This window comes from Burkholderia sp. Bp9012 (assembly GCF_003853825.1).
Classification (GTDB): Bacteria; Pseudomonadota; Gammaproteobacteria; order Burkholderiales; family Burkholderiaceae; genus Burkholderia; species Burkholderia diffusa.
Map to the genome: position 1 here is coordinate 163,196 of NZ_QTQA01000009.1, position 12,728 is coordinate 175,923.

The 12,728-nt window shown below is 68.5% G+C and carries 12 protein-coding genes; 4 read left to right on the forward strand and 8 right to left on the reverse strand.

The window, feature by feature from the left end; translation table 11 throughout:
• Positions 1 to 28 precede the first annotated feature (28 nt).
• The 8 genes from DIE11_RS14615 to DIE11_RS14655 form a co-directional block, all read right to left on the reverse strand.
• Complete coding sequence (locus DIE11_RS14615; protein ID WP_059535356.1) at positions 29 to 715, reverse strand: YafY family protein; 687 nt, start codon at positions 713 to 715, stop codon at positions 29 to 31.
• A 73-nt stretch (positions 716 to 788) separates the two neighbouring features.
• Positions 789 to 1,205, reverse strand: a complete 417-nt coding sequence (locus DIE11_RS14620) for a VOC family protein (protein ID WP_124624883.1) — start codon at positions 1,203 to 1,205, stop codon at positions 789 to 791.
• Between the two features lie 290 nt (positions 1,206 to 1,495).
• A complete protein-coding gene (locus DIE11_RS14625) occupies positions 1,496 to 2,794 on the reverse strand; it encodes a class I SAM-dependent RNA methyltransferase (RefSeq protein ID WP_059608267.1) in 1,299 nt (432 codons plus the stop codon).
• Between the two features lie 166 nt (positions 2,795 to 2,960).
• Positions 2,961 to 5,084 (reverse strand): site-specific recombinase, encoded by a 2,124-nt coding sequence (locus DIE11_RS14630; RefSeq protein WP_124624887.1) that lies wholly within the window; start codon positions 5,082 to 5,084, stop codon positions 2,961 to 2,963.
• 505 nt (positions 5,085 to 5,589) lie between these two features.
• Complete coding sequence (locus DIE11_RS14640) at positions 5,590 to 6,327, reverse strand: membrane integrity-associated transporter subunit PqiC (RefSeq protein WP_124624893.1); 738 nt, start codon at positions 6,325 to 6,327, stop codon at positions 5,590 to 5,592.
• Positions 6,324 to 7,943, reverse strand: a complete 1,620-nt coding sequence (locus tag DIE11_RS14645) for an intermembrane transport protein PqiB (RefSeq protein ID WP_124624895.1) — start codon at positions 7,941 to 7,943, stop codon at positions 6,324 to 6,326. The genes DIE11_RS14640 and DIE11_RS14645 overlap by 4 nt, the downstream gene beginning before the upstream one ends.
• Positions 7,936 to 8,565, reverse strand: a complete 630-nt coding sequence (locus DIE11_RS14650) for a paraquat-inducible protein A (RefSeq protein ID WP_124624898.1) — start codon at positions 8,563 to 8,565, stop codon at positions 7,936 to 7,938. Before DIE11_RS14650 ends, DIE11_RS14645 begins: the two co-directional genes overlap by 8 nt.
• Positions 8,562 to 9,227 (reverse strand): paraquat-inducible protein A, encoded by a 666-nt coding sequence (locus DIE11_RS14655; protein WP_124624901.1) that lies wholly within the window; start codon positions 9,225 to 9,227, stop codon positions 8,562 to 8,564. The genes DIE11_RS14650 and DIE11_RS14655 overlap by 4 nt, the downstream gene beginning before the upstream one ends.
• Before the next feature lie 258 nt (positions 9,228 to 9,485).
• On the opposite strand from DIE11_RS14655, the gene DIE11_RS14660 reads away from it, so the two are divergent.
• The 4 genes from DIE11_RS14660 to DIE11_RS14680 all read left to right on the forward strand — a co-directional run bounded on the left by DIE11_RS14660 (position 9,486) and on the right by DIE11_RS14680 (position 12,716).
• Positions 9,486 to 10,046 carry a cytochrome b gene (locus tag DIE11_RS14660; protein ID WP_059608274.1) on the forward strand — a complete coding sequence of 187 codons (561 nt, stop codon included), beginning with the start codon at positions 9,486 to 9,488 and terminating at the stop codon, positions 10,044 to 10,046.
• 8 nt (positions 10,047 to 10,054) lie between these two features.
• Positions 10,055 to 10,615 (forward strand): YceI family protein, encoded by a 561-nt coding sequence (locus tag DIE11_RS14665; protein WP_124624904.1) that lies wholly within the window; start codon positions 10,055 to 10,057, stop codon positions 10,613 to 10,615.
• 66 nt (positions 10,616 to 10,681) lie between these two features.
• Positions 10,682 to 11,263 carry a YceI family protein gene (locus DIE11_RS14670; protein WP_059535372.1) on the forward strand — a complete coding sequence of 194 codons (582 nt, stop codon included), beginning with the start codon at positions 10,682 to 10,684 and terminating at the stop codon, positions 11,261 to 11,263.
• Positions 11,264 to 11,438: 175 nt separating this feature from the next.
• On the forward strand, positions 11,439 to 12,716 hold the full coding sequence (locus tag DIE11_RS14680; protein WP_059608275.1) for an MFS transporter: 1,278 nt from the start codon (positions 11,439 to 11,441) through the stop codon (positions 12,714 to 12,716).
• Positions 12,717 to 12,728 lie beyond the last annotated feature (12 nt).

A 12,728-nucleotide genomic window follows, 5' to 3' on the forward strand; every position in this document is an offset into this window, starting at 1 on the left:
CCCGGCATGCGAATGGCGGCGGCGCGCGTCAGCGCATCGGCGCTTCCGCGATCCGCATGTAGTCGGCGATGCGCCGGCCTTCCATGTCCGGAAACTGCTCGTGCACGGTGATGTCGCCCATCCGCGCGATGTCGAAGGTGCGGAAGTCGTCGCGCAGCTCGCACCACGCGCCGATCGTCCAGCGTCCGCCCCAGTAGACGAGCCCGAGCGGCCACACGCGGCGCTTCGTGTGCGCGCCGAGCCGGTCGCGGTAGTCGAAGCTGACGATGTGATGCGTGTCGACCGCCTGGTGGATCGCGTCGACCTTCGCGCAGAATGTCTCGTCGATGTGGAACGAGGGCGCGAACACCGGCAGGCGATCGAGCGCGGTGCGCTTGTCGGCCGGCATCGCCGACGCGATCTTCGCGAGCGCCGAACGCGCGCCGCCCGCGAAGCGCGCGCCGCCCCAAGTCTCGAGCATCCGCGCGCCGGCCGCGAGTGCCGCGAGCTCCTCGGCGGTGAACGTGAGCGGCGGCAGGCTCGCGTTGCGGTTCAGCCGGTAGCCGATGCCGGCTTCACCTTCGATCGGCACCCCTGACAGTTGCAGGTCGCGCACGTCGCGATAGACCGTGCGCGGCGACACCGACAGCCAGTCGGCGAGCTGCTGCGCGGTCGTGAGACGACGCCCGCGCAGCAGCTCGGCGATCTGGAACAGGCGGTCGGCACGGCGCGTCATGGCTGAACCTCGACTCCAACGGCTACGGGGACTTCGCGATGATAGCGCCGCGCCGGCCGGATCGTAGACGCGCTCAGTGGCATTTCGGTGCGTGCAGGCCGACGCGGTTGCCTTCGGTATCGATCAGGTAGCCGATGTAGCCGTAGTTGTTCGGCAACTCGACGACCGAGCCCTGTACGACGCCGCCTGCGCGCTTCGCGCGCTCGAGCGCCGCGACGACCGATTCGCCGGCGTTCAGGTACACGAGCACGCCGTTGGCGCTCGGCTTCATCTGCTGCGGATCGAACACGATGCTGCCGCCCGTGCTCGACGCTTCGTGATCGAACACGGCCATCGGCACGCCGCCGATGACTTCGCGTTGCAGCGTCGTCTGCAGCACGGTTTCGTAGAAACGGATCGCCCGGTCGAAATCGAGGGACGGGATGTCGAACCACGCGATCGCGCGTTCCAGGGTTGCGGTTTCGGTTGCTGCTGCAGTTGCGGACGTCATGACGAGCTCCTTGTTGTTCGGGTTCTTGATGGAAACCAGCCTTGCATTGCGCCGGGATTGCAGTGTGATCGGGTGCTGCTGACAGCGTGCTGTCAGTAGTCGTGGCGGTGCTGACAAAAGGGGGACCTGACGGCTTTGGCGGGTAAGGGCGGTGCGGGAACCGCATCGGCGCGCGGGGGCGGCGCGGCACGCGGGCACTGCCCGCGTGGGGGCGGTGGAAAGAAAAACGCCCGGCTCAGGCCGGGCGTCGTCTGGGTGCCAGCAGGCGGCCGCGGCGGCCGTCTCGCGTGTCAGGCGTCGCCTTCCGGCGCGGCGGGGCGTGCCTTCACGCTGCCGGCGATCAGGTCGAAGCGGAACAACCGGCATTCGAGCGCGCCGTTGAACAGCGGCGTCTTCGCCGATTCGCGCAGGCGCAGCAGGCCCGGCAGCGAGCGGTCCGACGTCAGCAGGAACGCCTGCCAGCCCGTGAAGCGCTGCTTGAGCGCATCGCCGAGCGCGTTGAAGAATTCGCTGTCCGGTGCGTCGGTGTGCGTGCGGCGGAATGCGTCGTCGTTGCCGCGGTTGCGGCCCGTCTCGCGCACCTCGCCGCGCGCGCTGCGGCCGCGCACCTCGATCCGCTCGCCGTACGGCGGGTTCGCGAGAATGATGCCCGGGCCGTCGCACGGCGGCGTCATCCCGCGCGCGTCGACCTGCTTGAGCCACACCGACGGCACGCCCGCACGCTCGAGGTTTGCGCGCGCCTTCTCGAGCATGTCGCCCGAGATGTCGCTGCCGTACACGCCGAGCGAATCGCGCTTGCCGCGCGCCGCGCGCTTCGCGTCGAGCGCCGCGACCTTCAGGCCCTGCCATGCGGTGATGTCGTACTGCTTGAGCTTTTCGAAGCCGAACCGGCGCTCGACGCCCGGCGCGACGCCGAGCGCGATCTGCGCGGCTTCCGCGAGGAAGGTGCCGCTGCCGCACATCGGGTCATACAGCGGCGTGCCGGGCGTCCAGCCCGTCAGGCGCAAGATGCCGGCCGCGAGGTTCTCGCGCAGCGGCGCCGCGCCCTTGTCGAGGCGCCAGCCGCGCTTGAACAGCGGCTCGCCCGACGTGTCGAGGTACAGCGTGCACTCGTTGGCCGTCAGGAACGCGAACACGCGCACGTCCGGCGCGCCGGTGTCGATGCTCGGGCGTGCGCCGGTCTTGTCGCGCATCCGGTCGCAGATCGCGTCCTTCACGCGCAGCGTCGCGAATTCGAGGCTCTTCAGCGGCGACTTGATCGCGGTGATGTCGACGCGCAGCGTCTGCGTCGATGCGAACCAGCGCTCCCATGGCTGCTCGAGCGCGAGTGCGTAGACGTCCTGTTCGTTGCGGTACGGGCGGTGCGCGATCTTCAGCAGGATCCGGCTCGCGATTCGCGAATGGAGGTTCGCGGCCATGCCGGCGGTCCAGCCGCCGCGGAAATGAACGCCGCCCGGCACCTGCGCGCCCGCGGTGAACGGCGCGCCGTCCAGATGTCGGCCGGCGATTTCGGCCAGCTCGGCGGCAAGCGCCGCTTCGAGGCCGCGCGGGCAGGGAGCGAAGAATTCGTACAGGGTGGGCGAGGACATAAGGCGGGTGAGGACGTGCAAAAGTCCACTATTGTACGCGGCGCGGGCGGCCGGAGCCGGCGTTGCATCCGATTCGGCGCGCCGGCGCCGGTGTGCCGGTCCTGACGGCGAGCCGGCAGGCCCGCGCGGCGACGCCCGCCTCGGGCTGCGCGCCGCCGTCGGACGGTCAGTGAGCGCCTGGCTGGCCGGCCCGCGCGGCCGGCGCGCCGGCCGGCCAGAACAGCGCGGACGGCTTCGACAGCACCGTGCGGACGATCGCGCCGACCAGCGCGCGCACCTTGGTGCGGCGCAGGCTGCGCGAGCGCACGGCCATCGTGAATGCGAGCGCGAAGCTCACGAGCACGTTGAGGATCGCCATGCTCAGGACGCCGGCGCAGGCCCACCACAGCTCGGGCGTGCCGAGCGCGCCCTTGCCGAGCACGCCGAGCGCGATCCCGATCGACCCGGCCGACAGCGTCACGTGGCGCACCTCGAACGGGAACAGGAACACGGTGACGATCGCCGGGATCAGGCCGAGCATCAGGCCGAGACCCACGTTGGCGACGACGCCCGCGACGTTCGAGCGACAGAAGTGCGCGAGTTTCGCGGCACCCGACGCGCCGAGGGTGAGCCGCAGCCGCCGGTTGTACGTGAGCGCGTCGCCGACCCGATGCAGCACGAACCAGTTGTCGGCCCAGCCCGCGAGCAGGCTCGACGCCCACAGCAGCACGCCCGTGAGCGCCGCATAGAATGGCGTCGGACCCAGCAGCGAGAACGAGTGCAGCGTCGCGTGCGCCTTCTCCGGCGAGATCAGGTTTGCGTGCAGCAGGTTGCCGGCGAACAGCTGCACGAGCAGGCACACGGGCAGCACGACGAGCACGTTGCCGGAAATCGCCGCGGCCTGCGTGCGGATCAGCGCGATCACCGACGCGACGAACGCCTTCACGCCTTCCTCGTGGCCGGTGTCGTCGAGCTCGCGCGCGAGCGTCGGCGCGGTCATCGCGGGCTGCTTGGTCGCGAGCGTGAAATGCAGGAAGTGCATCAGCATGAAGCTCGCCGCGTAGTTGACGCCCGCGAGCAACCCTTCGAGCATCGACTGCAGGTGCGCGCCGGTGATCGCGAACTTCACGCACACGGTCACGACGGTGACGAGCCCGCCGCCCGCGGCCATCCGCAGCATCTTCAGGTACTCGGCGCGGCCGCGCGAGATGTAGTGCTCGCCGGTGTCCGCGTTGGTCTCGACGAGCTTGCGCGCGAACAGCGAGAAGTTGCTGCGCATGAGGTGCGACACGCTCTGGCTGTTCTGGTTCGCGTCGACGAGTTCGGCCGTCAGGCGCGCCATCCCGCGCAGGTCGTCGCGTGCCATCCACGCGTTGAGCAGCATTTCCGCGCGCAGGATGCGCATGCGCATCCGTTCGACCTGGAACACGATGTCGACCGACACGCCGTTGCGGTACAGGTGCGCGAACACATCGTCGACGGCGATCCGGCATTCGTCGAGCAGCACGCGCAGGTAGTTCACCTCATGAAGCAGCTTGCTCGGGTCACCGCCGTCCTCCACGGCCGCGTGCGCGGTCTCGACCGCGAGCATCGCGCGCGTGAGCCGATAGAACGGCTGCGTTTCGAGCGGCTTGCGCGCGTCGTCGTCGGACAGGCGGCTGCGCACCGTCTGCGACAGGCCGGTCGAGCTGATCTGGCAGGTCAGGTTGTGCAGCGCGGCCAGCAGGTCGCGCGAGAACGAGCCGGGCTCGTGGCGCTCTTCGTCGGTGACGTCGAACGAGAACAGCTCGGCGAGGCGCGCGAGCAGGTCATCGGGCAGCGCGTCGATCCATTGGGCGTCCCCGGGTGCCGGGAACATCAGCGTGAACAGCGCCGTCAGTTCGCGGCGGTTCGGCGCGGGCGGGATCAGCGACGCGTCGATGCGCTCGAACAGCGCGCCGAAGAAACCGGAATGCACGGGCATCCCCGCGTCGCACAGCAGCGAGATGCCGTCGCATTCGCGCAGAATCCCGCGCAGGATGCGCGCGGCGTGCGATTTCCATGCGGGATTGCGGTCGAGCACGTGGAACAGGTAGCGCAGCCGCGCGTGCGCCGGATACGCGCGCGCGTCGGCGTCGCGTTCGGCCGGCGTGTCGTGCGCGACCTGCATCGCGCCGTTGCGGCGCAGCCAGTGCGCGAGCTCGATCAGCCATTCGCTGCGTTCGGCGTACGACGCCTCCGCGTCGGCATGCGCAAGCAGCGCATCGAGCTGGTGGCCCGCATTGCGCGACGCGCGCCACTTCTTGATCAGGGTCGTCAGGGAACGAAACATAAACGGAATAGCGAAAGCCCTGGACGGGCGGGTTCGGGATGCCGGCCGGAACACGGCGCGGCGCCGGGGAGAACGGTGAGGCTGGTCGGGGGGCGCGGACGATGCGCGGCGACCCGCGATGCGGCTGCCCCGGTGCGGACCACGCGGATCGCATGCGCGCCCCGGCAGACGCGGCGATCGGACCGGATACGACTGGCGGATCGCCGCCGGCGTGCGCGCGCGACGAGCGGCGCGAGCCGGAAAGTGCGTAGGATCGTCAATCGGGCGCGAAAACGCAAGCCGACCGCGTTGCATGGTGCCGGTTCCGGCGGATTTTGACAAACAATGCAAAGCCGCCGTTCGGCCGATGGATGCCGAGCAACGCAGGCAGTGGCGGCGAGGGCGGCAGGTTCGCGTGCGCGGTTGCATGCGCACGCGGATCGATGCCGACGATGACTATCGGGCGGCGTGTGCCGAGCGCAGCCGTGCCGCGCGCATGCATCGGCCGCCGGCCCGCGCGTCGCGCTTACGCGCCGGACTTGCCCGTCGCGCCCGCATCGTTGCCGGGCATCGGACTGGCCGGGCAAGGCACGGCGGGCGCGGCGGCCGTTGCCTTGCCGGACGCGGTCGTCGAGGTGACCGACGCAGCCGCGGCTCCGCGCCGCGCGGCCATCGCGCGCACGCCGGACGCGGCCTGCGATGCGATCACGTCGAGCGCGCGCCGGTGGCCCGCGACGAGCGCGTCGTAGCCGTCGGCGACCGGTTCCGCGACGCTCGTGCGACACGTCATCACGGCCTGCGTGCCGAGCGCGCGCACGCTCCACACCGCATCGATCGCCGCGCGTTTGCCGGGCCACGACTCGAAGCGCTGCACGTTCACGCTGATCCGATAGACGGGCACGCCGGCCGGATACGCGGAATTCGCGACGTCGATCGTGCCGAGCTGTGCGGCGAGGTCGTCGGACAACGCGCGGCGGATTTCGTCGGCGGGCGGCGCGGCCCAGCGCTCCTGTTCGAGCACGTCGACCTGCGCGGCGTTCTTCTGTACGACGAGCTGGTTCTTCGCGACCTGCTCGGGCACGCCGACGGACGGCACCTCGATCAGGAACGACGGGTTGGCGGGCGCGGTACGCACGGGCGCGGCCGCGTCGGCCGGGCTCAGCGTATAGAACCGCGCGGGCGGCGAGCTGCACGCGGCGAGCGCAAGCGCGGCGAAGACTGCCGCCGCGCCGCTCGCGACGATGTTCGCGCGTGTCGTCGTCATTGTTGATCTCCTGGCTTGCCCTTGAGCAGCGATTCGGGATGGCGCTCCAGATAGTCGGCGAGCGCGTTCAGCGATTGCAGCGTGCGCGTGAGTTCCTTCAGTGCGCCGCGCACGTCGGACTGCAGCGGCGAATCCTGCTGCAGCGTCGCCTCGGCGGTCGAGAAGGTCTGCTTCGCGGCCGACAGCGTGTCGCGCGCTTCCGGCGCGACCTGCGTGTCGAGCTGCTTGAAGAGCTTGTCGGCGTTCGACAGCGCGCTGTTCAGGTTCGCGCCGATCTGGTCGAACGGCACCTTGTCGAGCTTCTTCGCGATGTCGGCGACCTGCAGCTGCAGTTCGTCGAGCGTGTTCGGCACGGTCGGCAGCTCGAGCGGCTGGCGTGCCGCGTCGATCTCCACGACCGGTGCCTTCGGGAAGAAGTCGAGCGCGACATAAAGCTGGCTCGTCAGCAGGTTGCCGGTGCGCAGCTGGCCGCGCAGCCCGTGCCTGACGAGGCGCGTGACGATCTCGCGGCGGGCCGGTTCGCCCTTGCTCTCGATCGTTTCGCGGAAGCGCGGGCCGAGCCGCTCCGGATACACGTTCATCGTCACCGGCATCAGGAAGTTCTTGGTCTTCGGATCGAAGTCGATGCCGATGTTCGTCACTTCGCCGAGCACGATGCCGCGGAAGTCGACCGGCGCGCCTACCGCGAGCCCGCGCAGCGACTGGTTGAAGTTCATCACGACCTGCAGCGGCTGGCCGTCCGGATCGCGCATCGCGTCCGTCTCGTCGGAGCCGAGGCGGAAGGTCGTGTTGTTCGGCGCCGTCGCGCCGCTGTCCTGGTTCGGCGGCGTCTGGAACGCGATGCCGCCGAGGATCACGGTCGCGAGCGACTGCGTGTTCAGCTTCAGGCCGCTCGAATCGAGCCGCAGGTCGACGCCGCTCGCCTGCCACCAGCGCGAGTTCACGCCGACGTACTGGTCGTACGGCGCGTTGACGAACACGTTGAACGTGACGCCCGTGCCGTCCTTGTCGAGCGAGAAGCCGACCACCTGGCCGACCTGCACGCGGCGGTAGTAGACGGGCGAGCCGATGTCGACCGAGCCGAGGGAATCGCCGCGCAGCACGTATTGCGTGCCCTTCTGGTCGCCGGTCACGGCCGGCGGCGTCTCGAGGCCGGTGAAGTCGGTCTGCGTGTCCTGCCCGTGGCCGGCATCGACGCCGATGTACGCGCCCGACAGCAGCGTGCCGAGCCCCGACACGCCGGTCGCGCCGACGCGCGGACGCACGATCCAGAAGCGCGAACCCTTGACCGCGAAGTCCTCGGCTTCCTTCTTCAGCTGCACCTGGACGAGCACGCGCGACAGGTCCTTCGACAGCTTGATCGTCTTGACCATGCCGATCTCGACGTCCTTGTACTTGACCTGCGTCTTGCCCGGCTCGAGCCCTTCCGCGCTGTGGAAGCTGATCGAGATTTCCGGGCCGCGCTCGCGCACGGACTTGATCACGAGGCCGATACCGATCAGCGCGGCGATCAGCGGCACGAGCCAGACGAGCGACGGCAGCCAGCCGCTTTTCGTCGAGATCGCCGGATCGGGCGGCCGGGACGCGTCTTGCTGCGGGCCTTGCGGACTATTCATGGTGTTTCCCTGAGGTTTCGACTGGATCCCAGATCAGGCGGGGATCGAACTGCATCGACGCGAGCATCGTCAGGATCACGACCGAGCCGAACGCGAGCGCGCCGGGGCCGGCCGTGATGACGGCGAGCGAACGGAAATGGACGAGCGCGACGGTGAGCGTCACGACGAAGATGTCGAGCATCGACCAGCGGCCGATCCGCTCGACGATCCGGTACAGGCGCGTGCGCTGCAGCGACCGCCACACGGTGCGCCGCTGCGCGGTGCCGACGAGGATCGTCAGCACGCCGAGCTTGAGCATCGGCACGAGGATGCTGGCGACGAATACGACGACCGCGAGCGGCCAGTCGCCGGACGTCCAGAAATAGATGACGCCGCTCATGATCGTGTCCTCCTGCGAGCCGACGATCGACGACGTGCGCATGATCGGCAGCAGGTTCGCCGGAATATAGAGGATCGCGGCCGCGATCAGCAGCGCCCAGGTGCGCGTGATGCTGTTCGGCGTGCGGAAGTGAAGCGTGCTGCCGCAGCGCGCGCAATGCGCGTGCGGATGGTCGATCGTCTGCACGAGCCCGCATGCGTGGCAGCTGGCGTAGCCCTCGCGGGCGGCGGTCGGCATCGTCATTGGCGGGGCGCTTGCGGCGGCGAAGCGGTGCCGTCGGGCGTGGCGGGCGTGCGCCCGGCGCGCAGCTCGTCGGCGATGTCCCACAGCGTGCGTGGATCGAACATCAGCACGACGGCGGTCATCAGCGTGAGCGCGCCGAACGCGAACAGCGCCGCGTCGGGCACGACGCGCGCGAGGCTCACCATCTTCACGATCGTCACGACGATCCCGAGCATGAACACCTCGATCATCCCCCACGGCCGCACGAGCTGGATCGTGCGCAGCACGAAATTGAGGCCCGGCGGCACGACGCCACGCCGGATCGGCAGCAGCACGTACAGCAGTGCGGCCATCTCGACGAGCGGGAACAGCACGGTCGAGCAGAACACCATCACGCCGACGATCTCCATGTCCTGATGCCACAGCGCGTCGATCGCGCCGATCAGTGTCGTCTGCACGCGGGTGCCGTTCAGGTCCATTTCGAGGATCGGGAACGCCTGCGCGATGACGAACGTGACGAGTGCCGCGACCGCAAGCGCGCTGATGCGCTCGATCTGCGTGGTGCTGTTGCGATAGAGCAGTGCGTCGCAGCGCGGGCAGCGCGCGATTTCGCGACCGCTCAGGCGCGGTTTATGCAACAGTGCGTCGCATTCGTGGCAGGCAATCAGGTCGTGTCGTTGCATGGAAAAGGCAGTTGTGCGACGGGCGGGGAACGCGTCGACAGGGCCGGAACCCGCGCCAATCTTACCAAAACGGCTTTTTCGGCGTGTCAACGCCCCGTCACGGGGTGACCGGCCGGTAACATGGCGCAAACCTGTCAGCAGGCTGACGCGCCTGTCCTCGGAGTCCGCGCGAGACAAAAGGTTGCGGTAGCATGGCGCCCGTGACAAGCGTCGGACGAATTTACCGGCGCAGCCGTTCGCTCAACTGAGGAATCCATGATGGCATCGAAATCGCCGCCGGCCTCGCCGGCACGCTACGCGCACACCGCGATCGCGCTGCACTGGCTGATCGCGCTGCTGATCGTCTGCGGCTTCGCACTCGGCTGGGTGATGACCGACATCCCCGGCTTCACGCCGACGAAGCTCAAGTACTTCTCGTGGCACAAGTGGATCGGCGTGACGGTGTTCGCGCTCGCGGTTGTGCGCGTGCTGTGGCGCGCGACCCACCTGCCGCCGCCGCTGCCGGGCGACACACCGGCGTGGCAGCGTGCGGTGTCGCACGGCGTGCACATGCTGCTGTACGTGCTGATGATCGTGATTCCGGTTACGGGCTACCTGTACAGCTCCGCGTCGAACATCCCGGTCGTCTATCTCGGCATCGTGCCGCTGCCGCGCCTGATCGATCCCGATCCTGCGCTGAAGGAAACCTTCAAGACGCTGCACGTGTCTTTGAATTACATTCTGCTTTCGCTCGTCGCCATGCATGTGCTCGCGGCGCTCAAGCACCAGTTGTTGGACCGCGACGGCCTGCTGTCGCGGATGCTTCCCTCTGCCAAATGAAGGATCCCATGAAAGTGTCTTTCTCCCGCTCCATGCTGACCGCGTTCGCCGCGGTGTCACTCGTTGCGTCGGCCGCGGCGCACGCCGACGTCGATCTCGCGAAGAGCAAGGTGTCCGCCGTGTCGAAGCAGATGAACGTGCCGACCGAAGGCGCATTCAGGAAGTTCTCCGCGCAGGTGAAGTTCGACCCGGCCAAGGCTGCGCAGGGCAGCGCGCAAATGACGATCGACATCGCGAGCTTCGACCTCGGCGACAAGATGTACAACGACCAGGTCGCGGGCAAGGACTGGTTCGACGCAAAGGCGTATCCGCAGGCGACCTTCGCGTCGTCGGCGATCGCGCCGGCGGGCGGCAACAAGTACAACGTGACCGGCAAGCTGACGATCAAGGGCAAGTCCGAGACCATCACGGTGCCCGTCACGGTCACGCAGAGCGGCCCGACGCAGACCTTCGACGGCGTGCTGCCGATCAAGCGTTCGGCGTTCAACGTCGGCACCGGCGAATGGAAGGACACGTCGATCGTCGCCGACGAAGTGCAGATCAAGTTTCATCTCGTCGCCACGAAGTAAGCGGCGGGTTGTCGCATCACCCCGAATGCCGCGCGAGGGCGCGGCGCCGTTCCAAGGAGAAAGCGTTTGAAAAAGCATCTGATCATCGCCGCGGGCGCGCTGGCCGCTTCGCTGTCGTTCTCGGCATTCGCTGACAGCGCGACGTACCAGTTCGACCCGAGCCATACGTACCCGAGCTTCGAGGCCGACCACTTCGGCGGCCTGTCGGTCTGGCGCGGCAAGTTCGACAAGTCGAGCGGCACCGTGACGCTCGACCGCGCGGCGAAGACCGGTACGGTCGACGTGACGACCGACATCGCGTCGATCCACACGGGCAGCGCGAAGCTCGACGAGCACCTGCAGACGGCTGAGTTCTTCGACGTCTCCAAGTTCCCGCAGGCGAACTACAAGGGCGCCATCAAGTTCGACGGCGACAAGCCGGTGTCGGTGGTCGGTAACCTGACGCTGCACGGCGTCACGAAGCCGGTCACGCTGAAGATCGATTCGTTCAAGTGCATGCCGCATCCGATGCTCAAGCGCGAAGTGTGCGGCGTTGACGCCGTCGGCGAATTCAGCCGCGACGATTTCGGCCTCGACTACGGCAAGCAGTACGGCTTCAAGATGAAGACGAAGCTGCTGATCACGGCCGAAGCCGTCAAGCAGCAGTAACGCGCGCGGCCGGGCTGGCCGCCGCGTCACGCCGCCGGCCCGTCGCGAGCCAGCCGCCGCGCTCCCGTTTTCAGGGGGCGCGGCGGTTTTTTTTGCGCGCCTATAATCGTCGGCGCAGCGCGCGGCGCGAGAATCGGCGCGCCCGACACAACGTACAACGACAAGGAGATCGCCGATGCATGCCGTCACGCAGTCCAGCTCCATTGCCTCGTCGCCGCGCGTGTGGCGCGCGGTGGTCGCCGCGTCGATCGGTAACGCGCTCGAGTGGTTCGACCTCGTCGTCTACGGCTTCTTCGCGGTGACGATCTCGAAGCTGTTCTTTCCGGCCGGCAACGATACCGTGTCGCTGTTGCTCACGCTCGGCACGTTCGGCGTGTCGTTCTTCATGCGCCCGCTCGGCGCGATCGTGCTCGGCGCGTATGCCGACCGCGCGGGCCGCAAGGCCGCGCTCACGCTGTCGATCCTGCTGATGATGGCCGGCACGCTGGTGATCGCGGTGCTGCCGACCTACCAGACGATCGGCGTTGCCGCGCCGCTGATCCTCGTCGCCGCGCGGCTGATGCAGGGTTTCTCCGCCGGCGGCGAATTCGGCAGCGCGACCGCGTTCCTGGCCGAGCACGTGCCGGGCCGGCGCGGCTTCTTCGCGAGCTGGCAGGTCGCGAGCCAGGGGCTCACGACGCTGCTTGCCGCCGGCTTCGGCACCGTGCTGAACGCGCAGCTCACGGCCGACCAGATGGCCGTGTGGGGATGGCGCATCCCGTTCTTCTTCGGGCTGCTGCTCGGGCCCGTCGCGTACTACATCCGCTCGAAGGTCGACGAGACGCCCGAATTCCTCGCCGCCGAAAGCACCGCGAGCCCGCTGCGCGACACGTTCGCGTCGCACAAGGCACGGCTCGTCGCCGCGATGGGCGTGGTGGTGCTCGGCACCGTCGCGACCTATCTCGTGCTGTTCATGCCGACCTACGGCGTGAAGCAGCTCGGCCTTGCGCCGTCGGCCGCGTTTGCCGCGATCCTCGTCGTCGGCGTGATCCAGATGGCGTTCGCACCGCTCGTCGGCCACTGGTCGGATCGTTACGGACGCGTGCGCGTGATGCTCGCGCCGGCCGTCGGCATCCTCGTGCTGATCTATCCGGCGTTCGCGTACCTGGTCGCGCATCCGGGCTTCGGCACGCTGATCGCGCTGCAGGTGCTGCTCGCGTTCCTGATGACCGGCTATTTCGCAGCGCTGCCCGGGCTGTTGTCCGAAGTGTTTCCGGTGCAGACGCGCACGACCGGGATGTCGCTTGCGTATAACGTCGCGGTGACGATCTTCGGTGGCTTCGGGCCGTTCATCATCGCGTGGCTGATCCGCGCAACCGGGATGAAGACCGCGCCGAGCTTCTACCTGATGTTCGCGGCCGTGCTGAGCCTCGCGGCGCTGATCGTGCTGCGCCGGCGGTTCGGGTTCCGGTGACGCGGGGTGCGC

Excerpts from the sequence above, each read along its gene's own strand:
- DIE11_RS14625 (WP_059608267.1), bottom strand. The coding sequence starts at position 2,794 with ATGTCCTCGCCCACCCTGTACGAATTCTTCGCTCCCTGCCCGCGCGGC.
- DIE11_RS14650 (WP_124624898.1), bottom strand. The coding sequence starts at position 8,565 with ATGACGATGCCGACCGCCGCCCGCGAGGGCTACGCCAGCTGCCACGCA.
- DIE11_RS14640 (WP_124624893.1), bottom strand. The coding sequence starts at position 6,327 with ATGACGACGACACGCGCGAACATCGTCGCGAGCGGCGCGGCGGCAGTC.
- DIE11_RS14655 (WP_124624901.1), bottom strand. The coding sequence starts at position 9,227 with ATGCAACGACACGACCTGATTGCCTGCCACGAATGCGACGCACTGTTG.
- DIE11_RS14645 (WP_124624895.1), bottom strand. The coding sequence starts at position 7,943 with ATGAATAGTCCGCAAGGCCCGCAGCAAGACGCGTCCCGGCCGCCCGAT.
- DIE11_RS14680 (WP_059608275.1), top strand. The coding sequence starts at position 11,439 with ATGCATGCCGTCACGCAGTCCAGCTCCATTGCCTCGTCGCCGCGCGTG.
- DIE11_RS14620 (WP_124624883.1), bottom strand. The coding sequence starts at position 1,205 with ATGACGTCCGCAACTGCAGCAGCAACCGAAACCGCAACCCTGGAACGC.
- DIE11_RS14630 (WP_124624887.1), bottom strand. The coding sequence starts at position 5,084 with ATGTTTCGTTCCCTGACGACCCTGATCAAGAAGTGGCGCGCGTCGCGC.
- DIE11_RS14665 (WP_124624904.1), top strand. The coding sequence starts at position 10,055 with ATGAAAGTGTCTTTCTCCCGCTCCATGCTGACCGCGTTCGCCGCGGTG.
- DIE11_RS14660 (WP_059608274.1), top strand. The coding sequence starts at position 9,486 with ATGGCATCGAAATCGCCGCCGGCCTCGCCGGCACGCTACGCGCACACC.
- DIE11_RS14615 (WP_059535356.1), bottom strand. The coding sequence starts at position 715 with ATGACGCGCCGTGCCGACCGCCTGTTCCAGATCGCCGAGCTGCTGCGC.